Here is a 24,803-nt window from a genome sequence, read left to right as displayed (position 1 = left end):
ATGGAAATCCTGCACAACCTCGCCTTCGGCTTCGAGCACGCGCTGACCTGGCAGAACCTGATGTTCTGCGCGATCGGCTGCGTGGTGGGCACCCTCGTGGGCCTGCTGCCCGGTCTGGGCCCGCTGGCCACCATCAGCGTGCTGCTGCCGCTGACCTACTCCATCCCCGTCAACGGCGCGCTGATCATGCTCGCCGGCATCTACTACGGCGCCCAGTACGGCGACAGCGTCAGCGCGATCACGATGAAGATCCCGCACGCGAGCTCGATCGTGGCCTGCATCGACGGGTACCAGATGACCCTGAAAGGGAAGACAGGCCTGGCCCTGTTCACCGCGGGCATCTCGAGCTTCATCGGCGGCACCGTCGCCATCGTGGTGCTGGCCTGCCTGGCCCCGACGCTGGGCGAGGTGGCCTTCCTGTTCGGCCCCGCCGACTACTGCGCGCTGATGTTGCTCGGCTTCCTCTGCGTGAGCTTCGTGACCACCGGCAGCCTGCTCAACGGCCTGGCCATGTGCCTGATCGGCGTGCTGTTCGGCCAGATCGGCACGGACGTGAACTCGGGCATGGAGCGCTACACCTTCGACATGCCCTTCCTGGCCGAGGGCGTGGGCCTGGTGAGCATCGCGCTGGGCTGCTTCGGCATCGCGGAGATCTCCAAGAACCTGGACGCCAAGAACGAGCGCACGCCCTTCAACGGCAAGATCCACCTGATGCCCACGTGGCCGGAGTTCAAGCGCATCATCCCGAGCGCGCTGCGCGGCAGCGTGGTGGGCTCGATCCTGGGCATCCTGCCCGGCGGCGGCCCGACCATCGCGCAGTTCGCGGCCTATGCCGTGGACAAGAAGGTCAGCAAGTACCGCCACGAGATCGGCGACGGCGCGATCGAGGGCGTGGCCGGTCAGGCCGCGGCGGACGAGTCGGCCGCCCGCACCAGCTTCATCCCGCTGATGTCGATCGGCATCCCGGAGAACCCGGTGATGGCGCTGATGATGGCCGCGTTCATCATCAAGGGCATCCAGCCGGGCCCCAACATGATCGCCGGCCACCCCGACATCTTCTGGGGCCTGGTCGCCTCGATGTGGATCGGCAACGTGTTCCTGGTCGTGCTGAACGTGCCTCTGGTGCGCTACTGGCTGTCGGTCTTCAAGATCCCGTACAACGTGCTGTTCCCGTCGATCCTGTTCTTCTGCTGCATCGGCACCTTCAGCGTCAACAACAACCTGGACGACGTCTTCGTCACCGCGGCCTTCGGCCTGGCCGGCTACATCTTCATGCGGCTGGACATGGACCCCGCGCCGCTGATGCTGGGCTTCATCCTGGGCCCGATGCTGGAGGAGAACTTCCGTCGCGCGATGCTGATCAGCCGCGGCAAGTTCGACGTCTTCGTGCAGCGCCCGATCAGCGCGACGCTGTTGGGCATCATCGCGGTGTTCATCGCCTGGCAACTGATCGCCTTCTTCATGACTGCCCGCAAGGGCGCCAAGAGCAAGGCCGGCGGCGACGACCACGACAAGGACGGCCCGAGCGAGGCGGCTCCCCAGATCGCCTGAGCCCCGGGGAGCGCCCACCCGCTCCCCCGTCGACGCCCCCCCGTCGACTCTCTCCCCCTCTCCACGCCTCTCGACTTCCCCCTCTCCCGCTTGCGGGAGAGGGTCGGGGTGAGGGTCTTCAGACCTTCTTGATCGACACCCCGCCATCGACCAGCAGCGTCGCGCCGGTCATGAAGGAGGAGGCCGGCGACGCCAGGAACAGCACCGCGCGCGCCATCTCCTCGGGCTGCGCGATGCGACCCAGCGCGTGCAGCCGCGCCACCTGCGCGAGCGCCTCGGGCGTGGCGTTCATCTCGCGCGCCATGGGCGTGTCGGTGCCACCGGGCAGCAGCGCGTTGACGCGCACGCCCTCCGCGGCGACTTCCACCGCCAGCGCCTGGGTCAGGCCGATCAGCCCGGACTTCCCGGCCGCGTAGCTGGCCGCGCCCGGGAATCCCGCCGTATGACCGACGAAGGTCGACGTGAAGATCAAGGCGCCCCCACCTCGCGCCCGCAGCGCCGGCAGTTGATGCTTGGCGCCGAGGAAGGCGCCCGTCAGGTTCACCGACAGGGCCTCGTTCCAGGCGTCCAGGCTCACGTCCTGCGTCGGTCCCAGCGGCCCCATGGCCCCGGCGTTGTTGAAGGCGATGTCCAGCCCACCGAAACGCGACTGCGCGAGCGCCACCAGCGCCCGCGCATAGGCCTCATCGCGCACGTCGCCGGCCAGCGCGGCCGCGTGGCCGCCCTCGGCCTCGATCTCGCGCACGAGGGCGTCGAGCTCGGCCTGGCGCCGCGCGCCGACGACGACGGCCGCGCCTTCCCGGGCGAAGAGCCGCGCCGTCGCGCGTCCGATGCCGCTGCTCGCGCCGGTGATCAGCGCGACCTGGCGGGCCAGGCAGCGGGAGATGGGGACGGTGGCGACCTCCGCGCTGGCGGCGTGGGGGGTCGTGTGGTGATCTGCGGTGGTCATGAGCGCTCCCTGCTCGTGATGAAGGAGCGCCCAGTCTTTCCTCCGCGGCCCGACCTGTCTGGCCGGATGCGGACCTGGAATTCAGCGGCCGAGCATGCCCTTCTGCTCAATGAAGGCGACCACCTCGTCCAGCCCGCTCAGCGTCTTGAGGTTGGTCATCACGAAGGGCCGCGTGGGCCGCATGCGGGTCGTGTCGGCGGCCATCACGTCCAGGTTCGCCCCGACGTGCGGCGCCAGGTCGGTCTTGTTGATCACGAACAGGTCGCTCTTCGTGATGCCGGGTCCGCCCTTGCGCGGAATCTTCTCGCCAGCGGCGACGTCGATCACGTAGATCGTCAGATCGCTGAGCTCGGGGCTGAAGGTCGCGGCCAGGTTGTCGCCGCCGGACTCGATGAACACGACGTCGGCGTCGGGGAACTGCGCCAGCATGCGGTCGATCGCCTCGAGGTTGATCGACGCGTCCTCGCGGATCGCCGTGTGCGGGCAGCCGCCGGTCTCCACGCCCATGATGCGTTCCGGCGGCAGCGCGCCGCTGACGGTCAGCAGGCGCTGGTCCTCCTTGGTGTAGATGTCGTTGGTGATGGCGACCAGGTCCCACTTGTCGCGCATCGCCTTGCAGAGCATCTCCAGCAGCGTCGTCTTGCCCGAGCCCACCGGACCGCCGATGCCCACGCGCAGCGGCGGCAGGCGCTTGGCGCGCCCGGGGATGTGGTGCAGGGGCGAGGCGCCGACGGCGCCGCTCGCGGCGGAGGTCGTGGAGGTGGTGCTCATGATCGGAACAGTCGGGAGTACTGGGTTTCGTGGCGCGCCGCCAGGATGGACAGCATGGGCGCGAAGAGCTGGCGCCGCGCGGGCGGCGTCGAGACGGCCTCGGCGACCGCGGCGGGAATCTCGGCGGCGAGTCGCGTCAGCACGCGCTGTCCGGCGGTCTGGCCCAGCGGCACCGCCTTGAGCGCCGCCTGCACCTGGTTCTCGGCCCAGCCGAAAGCCTGCGTGAACAAGGCCTGCTCCAGCGGGACGTCGATCGTCGACAGCGCGAGCGCCATCACGAAGGCGTAGTGCGCGGGGCCGGCCTCGCCGCAGTCGGACAGGCGCGCGAGCTGGTCGGGCGAGGCCATCGGCTGCGCGCGCAGCCAGGTCAGCAGCGACTGGCCCATCTGCTCGCTCTGCAGGCGGGCCTCGGCGCCGTCACGGGTGACGCGCAGCCAGCGGGCGAGATCGCGCAGCGCGGGCTCGTCGTTCGCGCGCCAGGCGACGATGCCCTGCGCGATCGCCGCGAGATCGCCACGCGCGAGCAGCCGCAGCTGCTGGCTCAGCCAGTGGCCGGCGCTGAGGTCGTCATGCACCAGGCCGTGCTCGACCGCGGCCTCCAGCGCCTCGGAGTACGAGAACGCCCCGATCGGCAGCGCCGGCGACGCGAGCCAGGCCAGCCGCAGCAGCGGCGGGACCGGATCAGTGGTCGCGCTTGTGGCCGGGCTTGCCGTGCGGGTGGTCGTGGTCGTGCGGGTGACCGTGGCCGTGGTCATGCTGGTGGTGCTCGTGCGAGTGGTCGTGGCCGCAACCCGGGCCGTGCACATGGGGCGCCGGCGCCGCGTTGATCGCGATGGTCCTGCGGCCTTCGTGCTTGTGGGCTTCGTGCTTGTGGCCAGGGTGCTCATGGCCCTCGTGCTGATGCCCGTGGTGGCCGTGGTGCTCGTGGCCCTCGTGCCGATGACCGTGAGACTCATGCCCATGGCCGTGCCCGTGCGCATGACCGTGGCCGCCGGCCGCGTAGGCGCCGGCCTCGGGCTCGAAGGCCTCCTCGACCGCGTTCACGATCAGATGCATCGCGCGCAGCATGTCGGCCAGCACGTGATCGGGCTCGATCTTGAGGTGGTCGGGCTGCAGCTCGATCTGCACATGGCGGTTGCCCAGGTGATACGCCGCGCGCACCAGGTCGAAAGTCGAGCCGTGGGCCGTGCAGGCGGTGATGCGCAGCAGGGCCTGAGGCGCCGCGACGACACGCACCAGCGAGCCATCCTCGCCCACCAGCACATCGCCGCCACGCACGGCCGTGCCGCGCGGCAGGAAGACGCCGAGTTCGCGCCCCTGGCTGTCCACGGCCTGGAAGCGGCTCTTCTGGCGCGTGTCCCAGTCGAGCGTCACGGTGGCGGCGCGCTTGAGCAGCACCGGGGCCAGGCCGGCGCCGCGCGCCAGCAGTTTGGAGACTTGGATCATCAGAACAGGAAGTAGCGCTGCGCCATCGGGAGCGCCGTGGCGGGCTCGCAGTGCAGCAACAGGCCGTCGGCGCGCACCGCGTAGGTCTGGGGATCGACCTCCATCCGCGGGGCGTAGGCATTGTGGACCATGTCCTTCTTGCCCACGCCGCGAATGCCCTTCACCGCCACGGCCTGCTTGGCCAGACCGTAGCGGGCCGGCGCGCCCGCCGCGATCGCGGCCTGCGACACGAAGCTCAGCGAGGCGCGCGTCAGCGAGCCGCCGTAGCTCCCGAACATCGGCCGGTAGTGCACGGGCTGCGGCGTCGGGATGGACGCGTTGGGATCGCCCATCGCGGCCATCGCGATCACGCCGCCCTTGAGGATCAGCGCCGGCTTCACGCCGAAGAAGGCCGGCTTCCAGATGACCAGGTCGGCCCACTTGCCGACCTCGATGCTGCCGACCTCGTGCGAGACGCCGTGCGCGATCGCCGGATTGATCGCCAGCTTGGCCACGTAGCGCTTCACGCGACCGTTGTCGTGCCGCTCGCTGTCGCCGGGCAACTGCCCGCGCTGCTGCTTCATCTTGTGCGCGGTCTGCCAGCAGCGCAGGATCACCTCGCCCACGCGGCCCATGGCCTGCGAGTCCGAGCTGAACATGCTGATCGCGCCCAGGTCGTGCAGGATGTCCTCGGCCGCGATGGTCTCCTTGCGGATGCGGCTCTCGGCGAAGGCCAGGTCCTCGGCGATGGCCGGATCCAGGTGGTGGCAGACCATCAGCATGTCGACGTGCTCGTCGAGCGTGTTGATGGTGTACGGGCGCGTCGGATTGGTCGAGCTGGGCAGCACGTTGGCCTCGCCGACCACCTTCAGGATGTCCGGCGCATGGCCGCCGCCCGCCCCTTCCGTGTGGAAGGTGTGGATGGTGCGGCCCTTGAAGGCGGCCACCGTGTCCTCGACGAAGCCGCTCTCGTTGAGCGTGTCGGTGTGGATGGCGACCTGGGTGTCGGTGAGCTCCGCGACGTCCAGGCAGTTGCTGATCGCCGCGGGCGTGGTGCCCCAGTCCTCGTGCAGCTTCAGCCCGATCGCGCCGGCCTCGATCTGCTCGACCAGGCCCTCGGGCCGGCTCGCGTTCCCCTTGCCCAGGAAGCCCAGGTTCATCGGGAAGGCATCGGCCGCCTGCAGCATGCGCTCGAGGTGCCAGGGCCCCGGCGTGCAGGTGGTGGCGAAGGTGCCGGTCGCCGGACCGGTGCCGCCGCCCAGCATCGTGGTCACGCCGCTGGCCAGGGCCTCCTCGATCTGCTGCGGGCAGATGAAGTGGATGTGGGAGTCGATCGCGCCGGCGGTGACGATGTTGCCCTCGCAGGCGATCACCTCGGTGCCGGGCCCGATGACGATGTCCACCCCCGGCTGCGTGTCCGGATTCCCGGCCTTGCCGATGGCGACGATGCGGTGGTCCTTCAGGCCGATGTCCGCCTTGACGATGCCCCAGTGGTCCAGGATCAGCGCGTTGGTCAGCACCGTGTCCACGGCGCCCTGCGCGCGCGTGCGCTGCGACTGCGCCATGCCGTCGCGGATGGTCTTGCCGCCGCCGAACTTCACTTCCTCGCCATAGCCGCCGGCGCGCAGGGTCAGGTCTTGCTCGACCTCGATGACCAGCGCGGTGTCGGCCAGCCGGACACGATCGCCGACGGTGGGGCCGAACATCTCGGCGTAGGCGCGTTTGCCGATGCGGGCCATCAGAGCGCTCCCTGGATCAGGCCGCGGAATCCCCAGATCTCGCGGGTGCCGGCGAAGTCGACCAGTTCGACGGTGCGCTGCTGGCCGGGCTCGAAGCGCACGGCGGTGCCGGACGCGATGTTGAGCCGCATGCCGCGCGCGGCCTCGCGGTCGAAGTTCAGCGCGCCGTTGGTTTCGGCGAAGTGGTAATGCGAGCCCACCTGGATGGGGCGATCCGCGGCGTTGATCACGGTCAGGGTGACCGTGCGACGACCCGGGTTGAGCGGCAGCTCGCCGGGGTCGGTCAGCAGCTCGCCGGGGATCATGCGACCACCAGCCGGGTCAGCAGGCCCAGGCCCAGCAGCGCGATCGTGCCGCCCGCCGCACTGGACCAGGCCGGAGCCGCCGCGCGCAGCCTCAGGCCGAGCGCCAGGCCGCCCGCATGCAGCAGCGCCGTGGCCGCGACCATGCCGATCAGCGCGGCGCCGCCGCCGAGTTCGGCGCCGTGCGCCAGGCCGTGGAAGACGGCGAAGGCGCCGACCAGCGCGGATGCGGCGGCGGCGCTCAGCTTCCAGCGCGTCGCGGCGATCAGGCCCAGCGCGAGCACGGAGGCGGCGACCATGGGCTCGATGCCCGGCAGCGCGGCGCCGACGCCGGCCGCGCCGATCAGCGCGCCGGCCAGGAGCAGGCCCGCGAAGGCGAAGGGCGCGGCCAGCATGCGGCGGCCGGTCTGGGTGAGCGCGCTCCACAGGCCGACGGCCAGCATCGCGGCCAGGTGGTCCAGGCCGGTGAAGGGATGCAGGAAGCCGGCGGTGAATCCCAGCGAGGCGCCGTGATCATGGGGCGCATCGCCCGCGTGGGCGAAGGCCAGGGCAGGCAAAGCGGCCGCGGCGACAGCGGCGGTGGCGGCAAGCAGACGTCGGGTCATGGCGGGTCCTCAGGGAATCGGTTGATGGACGGTGACCAGCTTGGTGCCGTCGGGGAAGGTGGCCTCGACCTGTATGTCGGGGATCATCTCGGGCACGCCGTCCATGACGTCGGCGCGGGTGAGGAGCTCGCGGCCTTCTTTCATCATTTGGGCGACGGTCTTGCCGTCGCGCGCGCCCTCCATCACGGCGGCGCTGATGAAGGCGACCGCCTCCGGATAGTTGAGCTTCAGGCCGCGCGCCTTGCGCCGCTCGGCGAGCAGCGCAGCGGTGAAGATCAGCAGCTTGTCTTTCTCGCGGGGCGTGAGTTCCATGGGGGGGACTGCTAGCAAGCACCATGCCGGTGCTGGAGGAAGACCCTCTCCCCCGCCCTCTCCCGCCTTGCGGGAGAGGGAGTCATACAGGCTCTGGTGTGCGACGGCCCTCACCCCAACCCCTCTCCCGCGCAGCGGGAGAGGGGCTCCACATGGCGTGGCGCATGGAAGCCCCTCTCCCATGAAGTGGGAGAGGGGTTGGGGTGAGGGCCGGGCCACACAGCGAGCCCCCAAGCCCGGCATGCTTCATGCATTTCCCGAGCGCCCCCATGGACACGCCGCTCGCCCCCACCGACGCCCCGCAGCACATCATCAAGCTGCGGCGGGACTACAACGCCTGGGTGGCGCGCGAAACACTGGAGGACTACGCCCTCCGCTACACCCCGCAGCGCTTCCGGCGCTGGTCCTCCTGGCGCGTGGCCAACACCGCCTTCGGTGCCGCCTCCTTCCTGATCCTGGAAGCCGTCGGCGCGACGCTGCTGCTGCACTACGGCTGGACCAACGCCGCCCTGGCCATCCTCGCGACCGGGCTGATCATCTTCCTCGCCGGCCTGCCCATCAGCGTCTACGCCGCCCGTCACGGCGTCGACATGGACCTGCTGACCCGCGGCGCGGGCTTCGGCTACATCGGCTCCACGCTGACCTCGCTGATCTACGCCAGCTTCACCTTCATCTTCTTCGCGCTCGAGGCCGCGGTGATGGCCTACGCGCTGGAGCTGGCCCTCGACATCCCGCCCCAATGGGGCTACCTGCTGTGCGCGCTGGTCGTGATCCCGCTGGTCACCCACGGCATCTCCGCCATCAGCCGGCTGCAGCTCTGGACCCAGCCGCTCTGGCTGGCCCTGCTCGTGCTGCCCTTCGCCTGGGTGGGCTGGCGCCACCCTGGTGCATTTGATGGCGTGACGACCCAGATTGGGTCGCAGTCCGGCACGGCCGGCTTCGACGCGCACGCCTTCGGTGCGGCGCTCACCGTCGGCGTGGCGCTGATCACGCAGATGGGCGAGCAGGCCGACTATCTGCGCTTCATGCCCCGCCGCACCGCCGGCAACGCCCGCCGCTGGTGGGCGGCGGTGCTGCTGGGCGGGCCGGGCTGGGTCGTGCTGGGCGTGCTCAAGATGCTGGGCGGCGCGCTGCTGGCCTGGCTGGCCGTGAGCCACGCGGTGCCGCCGGAGCGGGCCGTCGATCCCAACCAGATGTACCTGGCCGCCTACGAGTACGTATTCCCGCAGTACGGCTGGGCCGTGGCGATCACGGCGCTCTTCGTGGTCGTCTCCCAGCTCAAGATCAACGTGACCAACGCCTACGCCGGCTCGCTGGCGTGGAGCAACTTCTTCTCCCGCCTGACCCACAGCCATCCCGGGCGCGTGGTCTGGGTCGTCTTCAACACGCTGATCGCCTTCATGCTGATGGAGATGAACGTGTTCGAGGCGCTCGGGCACGTGCTGGGTCTCTACGCCAACATCGCGATCGCCTGGATCATGGCCGTCGTCGCGGACCTGGTGATCAACAAGCCGCTGGGGCTCTCCCCCCCGGGGATCGAGTTCAAGCGCGCCCACCTGTACGACGTGAATCCGGTCGGCGTCGGCGCGATGGCGCTGGCCTCGGTGCTGTCGGTGGCGGCGCACCTCGGTCTGATGGGCGCGCTCGCGCAGGCCTGGTCCGCGGCCATCGCGATGGTGACGGCGCTGGTCGCCGCGCCGCTGATCGCCTGGGCGACGAAGGGGCGATACTACTTGGCGCGACCGGCCGAGGAGATCGCCCACTGCCCGGCGTCCCTGGGCCGCGACGTGCTGCACCGCTGCGTCATCTGCGAGCGCGAGTACGAGGGGCCCGACATGGCCCACTGCCCGGCCTATCGCGGCGCGATCTGCTCCCTGTGCTGCACGCTGGACGCGCGCTGCGGCGATCTGTGCAAGCCCCAGGCCAGTCTGGCCTCGCAGTGGAACGCGCTGCTGCGCCGCCTGCTGCCGCGCGCCAGCTGGCCCTACCTCGACACCGGCCTGGGCCACTACCTGCTGCTGATGCTGGTGGTGACGCCGCTGCTGGCCATGCTGTTCGGCTTGCTCTACCACCAGCAGCTGCAACAGCTGCCGCAGATCCCGCTGATCGACGCGGCCTCGCAGGAGGCGCTGCGCATCGGCCTCAAGGCCGGGCTGCTCAAGGCCTTCTTCGCGCTGCTGCTGGTCGCGGGGACGGTCGCCTGGTGGCTGGTGCTGGCGCATCAGAGCCGCCAGGTCGCGCAGGAGGAGTCCAACCGCCAGACCCAGGCGCTGGTGCGGGAGATCGACTCCCACCGCCGCACCGACGAGGCGCTGCAGGGCGCGCGGCTGCAGGCCGAGCGCGCCCAGGCCTCGGCCGAGGCGGCCAACCAGGCCAAGAGCCGCTACATCAGCACCATCAGCCATGAGCTGCGCACCCCGCTGAACAGCATCCTCGGCTACGCGCAGCTGATGGCGGCCGACGCCTCGCTGCCGCCGCAGCGGCGCCAGGCGGTGCAGGTGATCAAGCGTGGCGGCGAGCACCTGATGCGGCTGATCGACGGCACGCTGGACATCGCGCGCATCGAAGCCGGCCGGCTCAGCCTGGAGCCCGCGCCGCTGCGCTTCGCGGATCTGCTGCAGGAGCTGGCCGACATGTTCGAGCCGCAGGCCGCGGCCAAGGGCCTGCGCTTCCGCTTCGAGACCGCGGGCACCTTGCCTGGGTGGGTCCGCGCGGACGAGCAGCGACTGCGGCAGATCCTGATCAATCTGCTGGGCAATGCCATCAAGTTCACCGCCGAGGGCGGCGTCACGCTGCGCGTGCGGCACGGGCGCGAGATGGCGACGCTGGAGATCGAGGACACCGGTCCCGGCATGGATGCGGCCGAGCTCGCGCGCATCTTCGAGCCCTTCGCCCGCGGCGCCAGCGCCAGCAGCGCGCGCGGCGGCAGCGCCGCGCCGGGCGCGGGGCTGGGCCTGACGATCGCCAAGATGCTCACCGAGCTGATGGGCGGCGAGATGTCGGCCACCAGCACGCCGGGCGCGGGCTCCACCTTCCGCGTGCGGCTGTTCCTGCCGGAGCTGCACGGCCGCATTCCCGACTCGCCGCGCATGCGGGCGGCCGCCGCGGCGCGGCAGCGGCTGGGCGTGGACGGCGCGTCGCCGCGCCTGCTGGTCGTCGACAACGAGGCGGATGACCGCCAGTTGCTGATCGAGCTGCTGGCGCCGCTGGGCTTCACCGTGCGCGAGGCCTCGAGCGGCCATGACGCGCTGGACCTGATCGCCGCGGGCTGGGTGCCGGACGCCGTGCTGATGGATCTGGCGATGCCGGGCATCGACGGCTGGGAGACCATCCGGCGACTGCGCGCGATGCTGGCCACGTCGCCACCGATCGCGGTGGTCTCGGCCAACGCCTTCGAGCGCGGTCAGGAGAACGACGCCGGCATCGGCGCGCGCGACTTCATCGTCAAGCCGGTGCGGCACGAGCTGCTGCTGGATTGGCTCACCGAGCGACTCGCGCTGAAGTGGCGGGTGACGCCAGAGGGGCCGACGGCATCGACACCGGCATCGGCACCGGGCGAGGCGTCGGGCGAGGCGTCGGGCTCGCGCCGGGCCGGCGACATGCCGCCGCCGGAGCGCCTGACCGGCCTGAGCGAGGCCCTGTCCCTGGGCTACTACCGCGGCGTGCTGTCCCAGCTCGACGAGATCGAGGCGGCGGATCCCGCATGGCTGCCCTTCTGCGAGCGCCAGCGGACGCTGGCGCGACAGTTCCAGTTCGAAGCGATGCTGCGCATGCTCGCGCGCAGCGAGAACCCTGCATGACGATGAATCCTCCCCTGCCCTCCGCCGTGGCCGCGCTGCTGGACCAGCAGCAGGGCGATCGCGTCCTGGTCGTCGACGACGTGCCGGACAACCTGTCGCTGCTGCACGATGCGCTGGACGAGCACGGCTACACCGTGCTCGCCGCCACCAGCGGCGAGGCCGCGCTGGCCAGCGCGCTGCAGGGCCAGCCCGACATCGTGCTGCTGGACGCGATGATGCCGGGCATGGACGGCTTCGAGGTCGCGCGGCGGCTCAAGGCCAACCCGGTGACGGCGCACATCCCGATCGTGTTCATGACCGGCCTGACGGAGACCGAGCATCTGGTGGCGGCGCTCCAGGCCGGTGGCGTGGACTACGTGACCAAGCCCCTGGATCCGCGCGCGGTGCTGGCCCGCATGCAGGTGCATCTGCAAGGGGCGCGTCAGGCGCGGCAGACCCGCCAGGCGCTGGACGCCTTCGGCTACGCGAGCATCGCGGTGCGGGCGTCCACGGGCCGCCTGCTGTGGCAGACGCCGCTGGCGCGGGAGCTGCTGCAGCTCTACTACGGCACGGTCGCGCCGCAGACGCCGGCCCCGGTGCTGGCCTGGCTGCGCCGGAGCCTGGAGGAGATGGGCGACAGCCCCGCGACGCAGGAGCCGCCCCGCCTCAGCGCCGAGCTGGGCGCGCGGCGCCTGAGCTTCCGGCTGCACAACTGCATCGGCGGTGAGGATGCCCCGGGCGCATCGGACCCAACGGGCGCCGGCGGGGGCTCGAACGCGACGACGGCGAGTGCCCCGGGCGGCGACTGGCTGATCGTGATGCGGGAGGTGTCGGACGCGGCGGTGATCCGCTCGCTGGGGCTGGTCTTCAGCCTGACGGCGCGGGAGGCGGAGGTGCTGTACTGGGTGGTGAAGGGCAAGATCAACCGCGACATCGGGGAGATCCTCGGCGCGAGCCCGGCGACGGTGAAGAAGCACCTGGAGCGCATCCACGCCAAGCTCGGCGTCGAGACCCGCACCGCCGCGGCCGCCATGGCGCTCACGCGGGTGAGGGAGATGCATCCGAGCTGGGAGGTGTAGGCCGCAAACGCCGAAGGCCCCTCGCGGGGCCTTCTTCATTCAGAGGCGCCGACGAGGTCGGCGCCGGCAAGCGATCCCCTCAGGGGAAGCGCAGGCGGTCGCCCTCGCGGGCCTCGGCCACTTGCTCCTCGCCGCGGCCGATGCTGAAGACCACGCGCAGCGTCTTGCGGCTGCCTTCCGCCGGATCGCGGTCGAAGAGGTCGTTGCTCACCCGCAGGTCGACCGGGCCGCCGCGGCTGATGTTGCGCAGACGATCGGTCACGTCGATGCTGCGGCCGTTGGCGCCGTAGCTGGCACGGATGATGTTCACGCGGCCGTCGATGCTCGGGCCCGCGCCCTGGTTGTAGCCCTGGCGCAGCGCGCCGCCGATGCCACCTTCCCAGTTGCCGTTCCAGTTGCGGTCGCCCCAGTCACCCCGGCCCCAGCCGGTGAACTGGCCGCCGTCGATCCACGAGCCCTCGCGGTACTCGAAGGTGCGCACGTCGCCGTCGCGGCCGCGGGCATAGATGCGCAGCGTCTTCAGGCGGCGCGGCGCCGGGTCGTCACGGAACAGGTCGTTGGTGATCTGCACCTTCAGATCGCGACGCGCCAGTTGCTTCAGGCGGTCGGTGACGTCGATGTTGGCGTCGGGAACGCCGTAGCGGGCGCCCAGGATCTGGTACGCGCCGTCGTCGCGACGCTCGTCCCGGCGGTCATCGCGGCGGTCGCCGTCCCAGCCGCCGTTCCAGCCGCCACGGCCCCAGTCGCCGCGATCCCAGCCGGTGAAGTCGTCGCCGTCGATGATCGAGCCCTCGCGGAACTCGAAGGTGCGGGTCTCGCCGCCGCGGTTGCGGGCGTAGAGGCGCAGGGTCTTCATCTCGCGCGGCGCCGGGTCGGTGCCGAAGAGCTCGTTCTCGACCCGCACCCGGCGGTCGGAACGCGCCACCTCGCGCAGCCGTTCGGTGACGTCGATGTTGCGCGACGAGGTGCCGTAGCGCGCCTGCAGGATCTGCCAGTCGCCGTCGTCGCGGGCCCAGGCGGAGGAGCCCGCCGTCAGCGCCGCCAGCAGCGCGATCGCCGCCAGCAGCCAGCGCGTCACCGCGCGCAGCGCCGTCGCCCGGGCGGGCGTCGGCAGGGAAAGAGTCATCGAGGACATATCGGGACCTCCAGGTGCTTCGATGTTGTTGGTATGGCTCCGCAGCGGATGCCTCCGCGCGCGAGGGGCGGATGTTGCCTCAACGCCGCCCTTCCCCGAGCGGTGCACGGCGACGTCGAGGAGGTGTTACGACAGGTCACATGGCGCGACCGTCCCGGCCGCCGGCCCGGACGACCGACGGGCGGGAGCCTCCCCGCCTCGTACGCCATGTGCCGTATATCCCGCGCGGCGCCGCGTTCCTAGCATCCCCTCACTGCCCGAAGTCCCAGGCGGAGTCCCCGAACGCTCGATCCGATCGAGCCCCACCCCCACCGGAGCCGACCCCATGTCCTCGCACGTCCCCCGCCGCCGCACGCTCAAGACCCTGGCCGTCGCCAGCGCCCTGGCCGGCCTGAACCTCGCCGCCCTGCCCGCCTTCGCCGCCGACACCATCAAGGTCGGCGTGCTGCACAGCCTGTCGGGCACCATGGCCATCTCCGAGACCGTGCTCAAGGACACCGTCCTGATGGCCATCGACGAGATCAACGCCAAGGGCGGCGTGCTCGGCAAGAAGCTCGAGCCCGTGGTCGTCGACCCGGCCTCCAACTGGCCGCTCTTCGCCGAGAAGACCCGCCAGCTGCTGACCCAGGACAAGGTCGCCGTGATCTTCGGCTGCTGGACCTCGGTGTCCCGCAAGTCGGTGCTGCCGGTGGTCGAGGAGCTCAACGGGCTGCTCTTCTACCCGGTGCAGTACGAGGGCGAGGAGCTCAGCAAGAACGTCTTCTACACCGGCGCCGCGCCCAACCAGCAGGCCATCCCGGCGGTCGACTACCTGATGAGCAAGGACGGCGGCGGCGCCAAGCGCTGGGTGCTGCTGGGCACCGACTACGTCTACCCGCGCACCACCAACAAGATCCTGCGCGCCTACCTGAAGAGCAAGGGCGTGAAGGACTCGGACATCGACGAGAAGTACACCCCCTTCGGCCACAGCGATTACCAGACCATCGTGGCCGACATCAAGAAGTTCTCCGCCGGCGGCAAGACGGCGGTGGTGTCGACCATCAACGGCGACTCCAACGTGCCCTTCTACAAGGAGCTGGGCAACGCCGGCCTGAAGGCCAAGGACGTGCCGGTGGTGGCCTTCTCCGTCGGCGAGGAAGAGCTGCGCGGCGTCGACACCAAGCCGCTGGTCGGCCATCTGGCGGCGTGGAATTACTTCATGTCGATCAAGAACCCGACCAACGACGCGTTCATCAAGAAATGGTCGGCCTACGCGAAGGCGAAGAACATCCCGGGCCACAAGGACAAGCCGCTGACCAACGATCCGATGGAGGCGACCTACATCGGCATCAACATGTGGAAGCAGGCGGTGGAGAAGGCCAAGTCGACCGACGTCGACAAGGTCATCGCCGCGATGGCCGGCCAGACCTTCAGCGCGCCGTCGGGCATCACGTCCAAGATGGACGAGAAGAACCACCACCTGCACAAGTCCGTGTTCATCGGGGAGATCCGGGCGGACGGGCAGTTCAACGTGGTGTGGAAGACGCCCGCGCCGGTCAAGGCCAAGCCGTGGAGCCCGTACATCGCCGGCAATGAGGGCAAGCCGGACGAGCCCGCGAAGAAGTAACTGACCGAGCGCTTCGCCGGCCCTCACCCCAACCCCTCTCCCGCAAGCGGGCGAGGGGCCAAGTGAGCCCCTCTCCCATGGAATGGGAGAGGGGTTGGGGTGAGGGCCGTGCCACACAGCGAGCCCAAGGATCCCAAGGATGAGGCGCACCCGCGCATGACTGACCGGAGCGTCCGATGATGATGTTTCTTCGCCGACTGGCCGCGACGCTGCCATGGGCCCTGCTGGCGCTCGCACCGACCGCCCACGCGCTCACCCAGCCGCAGGCGCTCTCCGTGGCGCAAGGCGAGACCGACGATCGCATCGCCGCGCTCGGCCGGCTCGTCGCCGCGCCGGACGACCGGACCGCGGTCCTGCTGCGGGCCATGGCCGACGAGCGCCTCAAGCTGACCGCCGACCACCGCGTCCTGATCGCCACCGACGCCACCCTCCTCGACGCCGCCACGGGCGCGCCCGTGACGCTTCCGCCCGATGCCCAGTCCTCGCTCGAGGACGTGATGCTCAACAACCGCCTGCGCGGCGAGCTCGACGGCGCGCTGGCCGCCTTGCATCTCTCCAGCCCCGACAAGTCCGAGCGCCTCTCAGCCGCGAAGGCGCTTCTCGACGCCGGCGGCGACGACGCCCGCGTCGCGCTGATCGATGGCGCGATCGCCAAGGAGAAGGACACCACCGTCCTCGACGCCCTCCGGCTCGCCCGCGCGGCGGCCCTCGCCGCCAGCCCCGACACCGCCAAGCGCCTCGCCGCCGCGAAGCAGCTCGGCGAGTCCCACAGCCCCGAGACCCGGCTGCTGCTCAACCAGCGCCTGGCCGACGAGCAGGACCCCGCCGTCCAGCGCGCGCTGCGGCACTCGCTGCGCTCGGTCGAGGACACGCTGGCCTGGGGCGAGCGCCTGGGCGCGGTGTTCACCGGCGTCAGCCTGGGCAGCATCCTGCTGCTGGTCGCGCTGGGCCTGGCCATCACCTACGGCCTGATGGGCGTGATCAACATGGCCCACGGCGAGCTGATGATGATCGGCGCCTACGCCACCTACCTCGTGCAGGTCGCCTTCCGCCAATGGCTGCCAGGCGGCTTCGATCTCTACCTGGTCGCCGCGGTCCCCGTGTCCTTCCTCGCCTCGGCCCTGGTCGGCGCGGCGCTGGAGCGCAGCGTGATCCGCTGGCTCTACGGCCGGCCGCTGGAGACGCTGCTCGCCACCTGGGGCCTGAGCCTGGCCCTGATGCAAGGCGTCCGCTCGCTCTTCGGCGCGCAGAACGTCGCGGTCGAGAGCCCGTCGTGGATGGGCGGGTCGCTCTCGCTGCTGCCCGGCCTGGCGCTGCCGACCAACCGGCTGGTGATCATCGTCTTCGCGCTGGCGGTGCTGGGCGGCATGGCGCTGCTGATCGCGCGCACCCGGCTCGGGCTCTTCGTCCGCGCCGTCACGCAGAACCGCCCCATCGCCTCCTGCATGGGGGTGCCCACCGCGCGCGTGGACACCTACGCCTTCGCGCTGGGGTCGGGCCTCGCCGGCCTGGCCGGCTGCGCGCTGAGCCAGGTCGGCAACGTCGGCCCGGATCTGGGCCAGGGCTACATCGTCGACGCCTTCATGGTCGTGGTGCTGGGCGGCGTCGGCCAGCTCGCGGGCACGGTGCTCGCCGCGCTGGGACTGGGCCTGGCCAACAAGGCGCTCGAAGGGGTGGTCGGCGCGGTGCTCGCGAAGATCGCCGTGCTGCTCTTCATCATCGTCTTCATCCAGAAACGGCCCCAGGGCCTCTTCGCGGTCAAGGGCCGCGCGCAGGAGACCTGAATGCGCGCCGACCCCTTCATCGCCCCCGCCTCGTCCGCTGCCCACGCCGCGCCCCCCGCCGCCGTCCCCACCATGACCGCGATCCCGCCCCCCACCTCGCCGCCCGCGGCGCTGCGGCTTCCCGAGCGCCCCGCCCTGCTCACCCGCGCCGGCTGGATCGCGGTGCTGGTCGCGCTGGCGCTGTCCTGCGTCGCGATCCCGGCGCTCAACCTGCTCGTGCCCGCCGACAGCCCACTGCATCTGGACGGCTACTGGATCAGCCTGCTGGGCAAGTTCTGCTGCTACGCGATGTGCGCGCTGGCGATGGACCTGATCTGGGGCTTCGCCGGCATCCTCTCGCTGGGTCACGGCCTGTACTTCGCGCTGGGCGGCTACGCGATGGGCATGTACCTGATGCGCCAGATCGGCACCGACGGCCAGTACCGCAGCGCGCTGCCCGACTTCATGGTCTTCCTGGACTGGAAGGAACTCCCCTGGCACTGGGCCCTGAGCGACAGCTTCCTGGCCACCGTGCTGCTGGTGCTGCTGGTGCCCGGCGGCATCGCCTTCGTGTTCGGCTTCTTCGCCTTCCGCTCGCGCATCAAGGGCGTGTACTTCTCGATCATCACGCAGGCGATGACCTACGCCGCGATGCTGCTCTTCTTCCGCAACGAGACCGGCTTCGGCGGCAACAACGGCTTCACCGACTTCAAGCGGCTGCTGGGCCTGCCCATCACCACCGCCGGCATGCGCATGGCGCTGTTCGTGCTCAGCGCCGTCGCGCTGATCGGCTGCTATCTCGGTCTGCGCTGGCTGACCCGCGCCAAGTTCGGCCGCGTGCTCAGCGCCGTGCGCGACGCCGAATCGCGGCTGATGTTCTGCGGCTACTCGCCGCTGCCTTACAAGCTCGCGGCCTGGGTGCTCTCGGCGCTGATCTGCGGCCTGGCGGGCGCGCTCTACGTGCCGCAGGTCGGCATCATCAATCCCGGCGAGATGAGCGTCGCCAACTCCATCGAGATCGCCGTCTGGGCCGCCGTCGGCGGCCGCGGCACGCTGATCGGGCCGATCGCGGGCGCCTTCGCGGTCAACGGCGCGAAGAGCTGGCTGACGCAGGTCGCGCCGGAGTACTGGCTCTACCTGCTGGGCGGACTGTTCGTCTCGGTCACGCTGTTCATGCCCGACGGCATCGCGGGACTGGTCAAGCGCAAGCTCGGCCGCCGGACCGGCGACGCGGTCGCCGACGCGACGGAGGTGAAGGCATGAGCCCCGACCTGATGGAGCAAGGCGGCGAGCGACTGCGCGCCGCGAGCGGCCCCGGCTACAGCCGCGTGGTGCTGCCCGGCCAGCTGGACCTGGCGCACGGCCGCATCCTGTACCTGGAGGACGTCAGCGTCAGCTTCGACGGCTTCCGCGCGATCAACCAGCTGTCCATCGACATCGCGCCCGGCGAGCTGCGCTGCATCATCGGCCCGAACGGCGCGGGCAAGACCACGATGATGGACATCATCACGGGCAAGACCCGGCCCCAGAGCGGCAGCGTCTTCTTCGGCGGCACCATCGACCTGCTGCGCCACAGCGAGGCCGAGATCGCGCAGCTCGGCATCGGCCGCAAGTTCCAGCGCCCGACCGTCTTCGAGGCGCTGAGCGTCCACGAGAACCTGGAGCTCGCGCTGCAGGGCTCGCGCGCGCTGCGGGCCTCGCTGTGGGGGACGCTGAGCGGCGCGCAGAGGGACCGGCTGGCCGAGGTGCTGACGCTGATCCGCCTGCAGGACCGGATGACGCGCGCGGCCGGGCTGCTGAGCCACGGCCAGAAGCAGTGGCTGGAGATCGGCATGCTGCTGGTGCAGGACCCCAAGCTGCTGCTGCTCGACGAGCCGGTCGCGGGCATGACCGACCAGGAGACCGAGCGCACCGCCGAGCTGATCCTGACGCTCAAGGGTCGGCACAGCATCATCGTCGTCGAGCACGACATGGGCTTCGTCGACCGCATCGCGGAGCAGGTCACCGTGCTGGCGGAGGGCTCGGTGCTGGCGGAGGGCACCCTGGCCCAGGTGCAGGCCGATGAACGCGTGATCGAGGTGTACCTTGGACGTTGAACTGCAAGATCGGACCTCCACGGTCCCTGTCGCCCCGCCGATGCTGGAAGCCGTCGGCATCCATCAGTTCTACGGCGGCTCGCACATCCTGAGGGACGTGTCGGTGAGCGCCGCGCCCGGCCGGGTCACCGTGCTGCTGGGCCGCAACGGCGTCGGCAAGACCAGCCTGCTCAAGAGCCTGATGGGCCTGGTGCCGATCCGCTCGGGCAGCGTGACCCTCGCCGGCAAGGACATCAGCCGCGCGACGCCCTACCAGCGCGCGCGGGCGGGCATCGGCTACGTCCCGCAGGGGCGGGAGATCTTCGCGCGGCTCACCGTCGAGGAGAACCTGCGCATGGGCCTGGCCAGCAAGCCCGGCGGCACGCCGGTGCCGGAGCCCCTGTACGCGCTCTTCCCCGTGCTGCGGCAGATGCTGAAGCGGCGCGGCGGCGACCTGTCCGGCGGCCAGCAGCAGCAGCTCGCGATCGCCCGGGCGCTGGCGGCGTCGCCGCGGCTGCTGATCCTGGACGAGCCCACGGAGGGCATCCAGCCCAGCATCATCAAGGACATCGGTCGCGTGATCCGGCGCCTGGCCGACGAGGGGCTGGACGGCCATCCCGTCGCGATCCTGCTGTGCGAGCAGTACTACGACTTCGCCGCCGAGCTGGCCGACGAGTTCCTGGTGCTGGAGCGCGGCAGCGTCATCGCGCGGGGCGACAACGCCGACATGCGGCGGCCGGAGATCCGGGGGCTGGTGGCGATCTGACGGCCCCGGCGGCCCCGCGGCGCGCCCGTCGCGTTCAACGCGTCGCGCCGCTCGCGACGTCCGCCGGCGGCATCGCGGCCACGGACTTGGGCGCCGAGACATCGACGGACGAGCCCTTGCCCCGGATCGCCTGGAAGGCCGATCGCTCCGCGAGGTCGCTGAGTTTCTCGAGCATCTGCTGCAGCGGCATCGAGTCCCACACGTCCCGCGTGGCCGACATCGGGTCGTTGTACTTCACCGAGTCGTAGATCGCCTGGCGCTTTACGACGGCCAGCGTGCGGGCGTCCAGCGCGATGCGTTCGAAGAACATGTAGGGCGCGACATAGGTGTTGGCGCGCACCACTTCCCCGGTGTTGGGATTGACCACGCGGCGACCGCCGACCTCGTTGTCGCCCGGCGGGATGGACTCGTCGATCAGGTCGACGCCCCGGCCCAGCGGCTGCACGTACAGGCCCATGCCCTGCAGCTTCGTGCCCATGCCGTTGGCCTCGTAGCGGCGGTACTTGGGCACGATCACCTCGATGCGGTCCCACTGCGCGCGCTCGGCCACCGGGCGCAGGTGCTCGATCACCGCGTCCATCAGCAGGCGATCGCGGTCCAGGCCCTTGACGTCCTCGAGCCGCTGCTCGAGCTCGGCGGGCGGTGTCCAGGTCAGCAACACGCGGCCGGCGTCGGGGTACTCCTGGCCGATGCCCTGGTCCAGCCCGCGCAGCACCGCCGTGTTCAGGGCCTGGCCCGGGACGCGCAGCGCGCGGCGCACGGTGGGATCGATGTGGGTGCCGACGGACGGCCGCTGACGCACCACCGACAGCCGGTCGCCGACGGCGGCCATCAGCGCGACGACCTTGGGCTTCTCGACGTCGCCCGACGGCGCGGGCAAGGGCTCGGTCGAGGCGGGGTCGACCGGCGACGCGGCCGGTGTCGTGGTGCTCGGCCCCGCGACCTGCGCGGCAGGGGCGGCGCCTTGAGCGGCCTGCGCCAGCACGTTGCAGGACGAGGCCAGGCCTCCGATGGCCAGCACGACGGCGGCGATGCGCATCTTCTTGAGCTCCCTGTGGACCACGCCGGTCCCGGGAGGAACCCGCCGCGCGGTGCGGCGGATTATGGGAGTGGCGGGAGCGGTGAACTCACCCCCTCATTGGGGAGCCGGGCAAGCGGCCGGAAGACCCTCACCCCAACCCTCTCCCGCAAGCGGGAGAGGGGGCACACGGGGCACTCTTGCAAGCGGGAGAAGGGTATCCGGCGCGCTCTTGCAAGCGGGAGAGGGGTATCCGGCGCGCTCTTGCAAGCTGGCGAGGGGCCGCTCCGCTCATCTCTCGACGAACTCGGTGCATTCTTTCTCCCTCTCCCTCTCCCGCTTGCGGGAGAGGGTCGGGGTGAGGGTCTTCCAGCCCCGTCGCCGTCCTCAATCCGCCTGGATCTTCGCCGACGAGATCACCTTGCCCCAGCGCTGGAACTCCGCGTCACTGTGGGCCTGCAGCTGTTGCGGATTCATGTAGTCCGCGGTGGCGCCCAGCTCGGCGGCCTTCTTCTTGAACTCCGGCGTGGCCATGATCTTGGCGATCGCCGTCGTCAGGCGGTCGACGACGGCCTGCGGCGTCTTGGCCGGCGCGAACACCGCGAACCACGAGCCCGCGTCCAGGTTCGGCAGCCCGGCCTGCGCCGCGGTCGGCACGTCCGGCAGCGAGGACAGGCGCTCCTTGCCGGTCACCGCGACCGCGCGCAGCTTGCCCGAGGCGATGAAGGGCATGAACGGCGGCGGCGTGCCGAAGGTCAGGTCCACTTGGCCGCCCAGCAGGTCCTGCAGCGCCGGGCCGGTGCCCTTGTAGGGGACGTGGATCATCTGGATCCCGGTCTGCTGTTCCAGCATCACGCCGGTCACGTGCTGCAGCGACCCGTTGCCCGAGGACGCGAAGGACAGCTTGCCGGGGTTCTTCTTCGCGTAGGCGATCAGCTCCGCGGTGGTCTTGATGGGCACGCCCTCGCGCACCACGATCAGCTGCGGCGCGGTCAGCACGTTGGCCACCGGGCGCAAGTCCTTCAGGTCCCACTGGGACTTCTGGATGTGCGGCGTGATCACGTGATAGCCGGAGTACTGCATCAGGATGGTGTAGCCGTCCGCCTCCGCGCGCTTCACCGCGATCGCGGCCAGGGCGCCGCTGGCGCCGGCGCGGTTGTCCACCACCACCGTCTGGCCCAGCGCCTTGCCCAGCGGTTCCGCGAGCATGCGCGCGGCGATGTCGGTCGTGCCGCCGGGCGCGGCGCCGACCATCAGGGTGATCGGCTTGTCGGGATAGCCGCCCTGCGCGAAGGCGGCGGGGGCGGTCGTGGCGAGCAGCGCCAGCGCGGCGGCACCGGCGAGGCGGCGGCGGATCGGGTTCATGGTTGTCTCCAGCAGGTGCCGCTCGTGGCGGCGTTGTTGTCGGTGATCAGGAAAGGGCGGCGAAGGCCGGGCGTCGGGACGCGTCACAGTCGACGCAGAGGCATCGGGGCGAGACCTTCGCCCACGGGGCCGGCCGCGGTCGGCGCGCCGCCTCAGGCCGTGCGCGCCAGCGCGCGCTCGCGGATGGCGTCGAAGTCGCGCGGCTTGGGATGCAGGTCCAGCCGGCGACCGGCGCTGAGGATCTGACTGGGGACGGCATGGCCGATGAGGCCCGGCAGTTGGCGCGCGGCGGCGATCAGCCGCTCCAGGTCCACGCCCGTGTCGCAGCCCATGCATTGCAGCGCATGGACGATCTCCTCGGTGCAGACGTTGCCCGTCGCGCCGGGCGCGTAGGGACAGCCGCCCAGCCCGCCCAGCGAGGCGTCGAAGCGGTCGGCGCCGGCGTCGATCGCGGCGATCACGTTGGCCAGGCCCATGCCGCGCGTGTTGTGGAAGTGCAGCGTGAGTTCGGTGGCGGGCCAGCGCTCGCGGAAGGCGCGCACCAGCGCGACGACCTGAGTCGGATAGGCCATGCCGGTGGTGTCGCACAGCGTGACCCCGCGCGCGCCGAGCTCGCCGACGAAGCGACCGCACCATTCGAGCACCGTGGCGGTCGGGACCTCACCCTCCATCGGGCAGCCGAAGGAGCAGGACAGCGACACGTTCACCGCCGTGCCCGCGCCGTGCGCCATCCCGGCGACCTCGGCCAGGCCGGCGAAGGACTGGGCCCGGGTCATGCGCAGGTTGGAGAGGTTGTGGCTCTCGCTGGCGGACATGACGAGGTTGAGCTCGTCGGCGCGCGCCTCGATGGCACGCTCGGCGCCACGGACGTTGGGCACCAGCACGGTGTAGATCACGCCGGGCTTGCGGCGGATGCGGTGCATCACCTCGGAGGCGTCGGCCAGCACCGGGATGGCCTTGGGCGAGACGAAGGCGGTGACCTCGACCTTGGCCAGACCGGCCTCGGACAGCGCGTCCACCAGCGCGATCTTGGCCTCGGTGGGGACGAAGACGGTCTCGGCCTGCAGGCCGTCGCGGGTGCCGACATCCTGCATGAAGATGCGGCGGCCCGCGCCGGTCCAGACGTCGGAAGGCCGATGGGCAGGGGTCGCGCCGGCGCCGGCCGGTGCGGCGGACGTGGAAGCGGAAGTGGAAGTGGAAGCGGTGGATGCGGTCATCGCGACGTCCTCAGGAAACGATCTTGCGGTCGCGCAGCGCGGCGATCTGCTCGGCGCTGAGGCCGATCTCGCGCAGCACGGCGTCGGTGTCGTCGCCCAGACGCGGCGCGCTGCGGCGCACCGCGCCGGGCGTTCCCAGCAGCTTGGGCACGATGCCCGGGACCTCAAGTTCATGGCCGTCCCGGGTCTGCTGGCGCAGGATCATGTCGCGGGCGCGGAAGTGCGGGTCCTCGACGATGTCCTTGGCCGTGTACACGCGGCCCGCCGGCACGCTGGCCGGACCGAGCTGGGCGAGCACCTCGTCCACGGTGCGCGTCGCGGTCCACGTCCCGATGGCGGCATCGATCTCCGCGACGCGGACCACGCGCCCGGCGTTGTTGGCCAGGGCCGGATCGTTGGCGAGGTCCTCGCGGCCGATGACCTGCATCAAGCGCTTGAAGATGGAATCGCCGTTGCCCGCGACCAGCACCACGCCGTCGATGCAGCGATAGGCGTTGGACGGCGCGATGCCCGGCAGCGCGGAGCCGGCCGGGCCGCGCACGGCGCCGAAGGCGCTGTACTCGGGGATCAGGCTTTCCATCACGTTGAGCACGGCCTCGCTGAGCGCGACGTCGATGACCTGCCCTCGCCCGCCGTTGACCTTGCGGTGATAGAGCGCGGTCAGCACGCCGATGGTGCCGTGCAGCGCGGCGAGCGTGTCGCCGATGGAGATGCCGCAGCGCACGGGCACGCGCTCGGGCTCACCGGTCAGATGGCGCAGACCGCCCATGGCCTCACCGATCACGCCGAAGCCGGGCAGGTCGCGATAGGGACCGCTCTGCCCGTAACCGCTGATGCGCAGCATGATCAGACCGGGGTTGACGGCGGCGAGGGCCTCGTAGGACATGCCCCAGCCCTCGAGCGTGCCGGGGCGGAAATTCTCGATCAGCACATCGGCTTCCGCGATGAGCTGGCGGGCGATGTCCTGGCCGTCGGGCTGGCGCAGGTCCAGCGCGATGGAACGCTTGTTGCGGGACTGGACCTGCCACCAGACGGAGGTGCCGTCCTGGAGCATGCGCCAGTTGCGCAGCGGGTCGCCGGCGCCGGGGGCCTCGATCTTCACGACGTCGGCGCCGAAGTCGCCGAGCGTCTTGCCCGCGAAGGGGCCGGCGATGAGCTGGCCCATCTCGACCACGCGCAACCCGTGCAGGGCCTGCAATCCTTCCATGACCTGTCTCCTGTGATGGAGCCGGATTCTGGGAAGGACCGCGCGTCAGCGGAATGGCCGAGTGGCGTCGCCAGCTTTCACGGATGGCGAAAGCGGCAGAGGGTTGACCCTAGACCGGCGGCGAGCACCTCAAGCGGCA

At 70.8% G+C, this 24,803-nt stretch carries 21 protein-coding genes; 8 read left to right on the top strand and 13 right to left on the bottom strand.

The window, feature by feature from the left end:
• Positions 1 to 1,551, top strand: coding sequence for a tripartite tricarboxylate transporter permease (locus MCHT01_RS22080; RefSeq protein WP_067068823.1), 1,551 nt, complete (start codon positions 1 to 3; stop codon positions 1,549 to 1,551).
• A gap of 118 nt (positions 1,552 to 1,669) precedes the next feature.
• On the opposite strand, the gene MCHT01_RS22075 is transcribed toward MCHT01_RS22080, so the two are convergent.
• From MCHT01_RS22075 to MCHT01_RS22040, 8 genes are all read right to left on the bottom strand, one after another.
• Positions 1,670 to 2,500, bottom strand: coding sequence for an SDR family oxidoreductase (locus MCHT01_RS22075; protein ID WP_084453209.1), 831 nt, complete (start codon positions 2,498 to 2,500; stop codon positions 1,670 to 1,672).
• A gap of 81 nt (positions 2,501 to 2,581) precedes the next feature.
• Positions 2,582 to 3,271 (bottom strand): urease accessory protein UreG, encoded by a 690-nt coding sequence (ureG, locus tag MCHT01_RS22070; RefSeq protein WP_067068821.1) that lies wholly within the window; start codon positions 3,269 to 3,271, stop codon positions 2,582 to 2,584.
• Positions 3,268 to 4,026 (bottom strand): urease accessory protein UreF, encoded by a 759-nt coding sequence (locus MCHT01_RS22065; RefSeq protein WP_084453207.1) that lies wholly within the window; start codon positions 4,024 to 4,026, stop codon positions 3,268 to 3,270. Before MCHT01_RS22065 ends, ureG begins: the two co-directional genes overlap by 4 nt.
• Positions 3,953 to 4,717, bottom strand: coding sequence for an urease accessory protein UreE (ureE, locus tag MCHT01_RS22060; protein ID WP_067068819.1), 765 nt, complete (start codon positions 4,715 to 4,717; stop codon positions 3,953 to 3,955). Before ureE ends, MCHT01_RS22065 begins: the two co-directional genes overlap by 74 nt.
• Positions 4,717 to 6,435, bottom strand: coding sequence for an urease subunit alpha (ureC, locus tag MCHT01_RS22055; RefSeq protein WP_067068817.1), 1,719 nt, complete (start codon positions 6,433 to 6,435; stop codon positions 4,717 to 4,719). The genes ureE and ureC overlap by 1 nt, the downstream gene beginning before the upstream one ends.
• Complete coding sequence (locus tag MCHT01_RS22050) at positions 6,435 to 6,740, bottom strand: urease subunit beta (RefSeq protein WP_067068814.1); 306 nt, start codon at positions 6,738 to 6,740, stop codon at positions 6,435 to 6,437. Before MCHT01_RS22050 ends, ureC begins: the two co-directional genes overlap by 1 nt.
• Entirely contained in the window at positions 6,737 to 7,342 is a 606-nt protein-coding gene (locus tag MCHT01_RS22045; protein ID WP_067068811.1) for a HupE/UreJ family protein, read from the bottom strand. The genes MCHT01_RS22050 and MCHT01_RS22045 overlap by 4 nt, the downstream gene beginning before the upstream one ends.
• A gap of 9 nt (positions 7,343 to 7,351) precedes the next feature.
• A complete protein-coding gene (locus MCHT01_RS22040) occupies positions 7,352 to 7,654 on the bottom strand; it encodes an urease subunit gamma (RefSeq protein WP_067068808.1) in 303 nt (100 codons plus the stop codon).
• 269 nt (positions 7,655 to 7,923) lie between these two features.
• Here MCHT01_RS22040 and MCHT01_RS22035 point away from each other — a divergent pair, with 269 nt between their 5' ends.
• A complete protein-coding gene (locus MCHT01_RS22035) occupies positions 7,924 to 11,454 on the top strand; it encodes a hybrid sensor histidine kinase/response regulator (protein WP_245643549.1) in 3,531 nt (1,176 codons plus the stop codon).
• Positions 11,451 to 12,512, top strand: a complete 1,062-nt coding sequence (locus MCHT01_RS22030; protein ID WP_067068804.1) for a response regulator — start codon at positions 11,451 to 11,453, stop codon at positions 12,510 to 12,512. The genes MCHT01_RS22035 and MCHT01_RS22030 overlap by 4 nt, the downstream gene beginning before the upstream one ends.
• A gap of 79 nt (positions 12,513 to 12,591) precedes the next feature.
• Here MCHT01_RS22030 and MCHT01_RS22025 read toward each other — a convergent pair whose 3' ends face one another.
• The gene (locus tag MCHT01_RS22025; protein ID WP_067068801.1) at positions 12,592 to 13,647 is read right to left on the bottom strand and encodes a hypothetical protein; all 1,056 of its coding nucleotides are present in this window, start codon (positions 13,645 to 13,647) and stop codon (positions 12,592 to 12,594) included.
• A 325-nt stretch (positions 13,648 to 13,972) separates the two neighbouring features.
• Here MCHT01_RS22025 and urtA point away from each other — a divergent pair, with 325 nt between their 5' ends.
• From urtA to urtE, 5 genes are all read left to right on the top strand, one after another.
• Positions 13,973 to 15,253 carry an urea ABC transporter substrate-binding protein gene (gene urtA / locus MCHT01_RS22020; protein ID WP_067068799.1) on the top strand — a complete coding sequence of 427 codons (1,281 nt, stop codon included), beginning with the start codon at positions 13,973 to 13,975 and terminating at the stop codon, positions 15,251 to 15,253.
• Between the two features lie 182 nt (positions 15,254 to 15,435).
• On the top strand, positions 15,436 to 17,037 hold the full coding sequence (gene urtB / locus MCHT01_RS22015) for an urea ABC transporter permease subunit UrtB (RefSeq protein ID WP_148661675.1): 1,602 nt from the start codon (positions 15,436 to 15,438) through the stop codon (positions 17,035 to 17,037).
• Between the two features lie 72 nt (positions 17,038 to 17,109).
• Positions 17,110 to 18,279 carry an urea ABC transporter permease subunit UrtC gene (gene urtC, locus MCHT01_RS22010; protein WP_067068982.1) on the top strand — a complete coding sequence of 390 codons (1,170 nt, stop codon included), beginning with the start codon at positions 17,110 to 17,112 and terminating at the stop codon, positions 18,277 to 18,279.
• Positions 18,276 to 19,112 carry an urea ABC transporter ATP-binding protein UrtD gene (urtD, locus tag MCHT01_RS22005; RefSeq protein WP_067068794.1) on the top strand — a complete coding sequence of 279 codons (837 nt, stop codon included), beginning with the start codon at positions 18,276 to 18,278 and terminating at the stop codon, positions 19,110 to 19,112. Before urtC ends, urtD begins: the two co-directional genes overlap by 4 nt.
• A 40-nt stretch (positions 19,113 to 19,152) precedes the next feature.
• Positions 19,153 to 19,857: an urea ABC transporter ATP-binding subunit UrtE gene (urtE, locus tag MCHT01_RS22000; RefSeq protein ID WP_067068791.1), complete on the top strand. Its 705-nt coding sequence runs from the start codon at positions 19,153 to 19,155 to the stop codon at positions 19,855 to 19,857.
• Positions 19,858 to 19,891: 34 nt separating this feature from the next.
• On the opposite strand, the gene MCHT01_RS21995 is transcribed toward urtE, so the two are convergent.
• The 4 genes from MCHT01_RS21995 to MCHT01_RS21980 form a co-directional block, all read right to left on the bottom strand.
• Entirely contained in the window at positions 19,892 to 20,896 is a 1,005-nt protein-coding gene (locus MCHT01_RS21995; protein WP_067068788.1) for a hypothetical protein, read from the bottom strand.
• Positions 20,897 to 21,262: 366 nt separating this feature from the next.
• A complete protein-coding gene (locus MCHT01_RS21990; RefSeq protein WP_067068785.1) occupies positions 21,263 to 22,240 on the bottom strand; it encodes a Bug family tripartite tricarboxylate transporter substrate binding protein in 978 nt (325 codons plus the stop codon).
• A gap of 152 nt (positions 22,241 to 22,392) precedes the next feature.
• Positions 22,393 to 23,334 carry a hydroxymethylglutaryl-CoA lyase gene (locus tag MCHT01_RS21985; protein ID WP_067068783.1) on the bottom strand — a complete coding sequence of 314 codons (942 nt, stop codon included), beginning with the start codon at positions 23,332 to 23,334 and terminating at the stop codon, positions 22,393 to 22,395.
• Positions 23,335 to 23,467: 133 nt separating this feature from the next.
• Entirely contained in the window at positions 23,468 to 24,664 is a 1,197-nt protein-coding gene (locus MCHT01_RS21980; RefSeq protein ID WP_067068781.1) for a CaiB/BaiF CoA transferase family protein, read from the bottom strand.
• Positions 24,665 to 24,803 lie beyond the last annotated feature (139 nt).

It is taken from the genome of Mitsuaria chitosanitabida ATCC BAA-476 = NBRC 102408 (genome assembly GCF_001598255.1).
GTDB lineage: Bacteria > Pseudomonadota > Gammaproteobacteria > Burkholderiales > Burkholderiaceae_C > Roseateles > Roseateles chitosanitabidus.
Note: the sequence above shows the minus strand (reverse complement) of the source record. Positions and strands in the feature narration are given on the sequence as shown.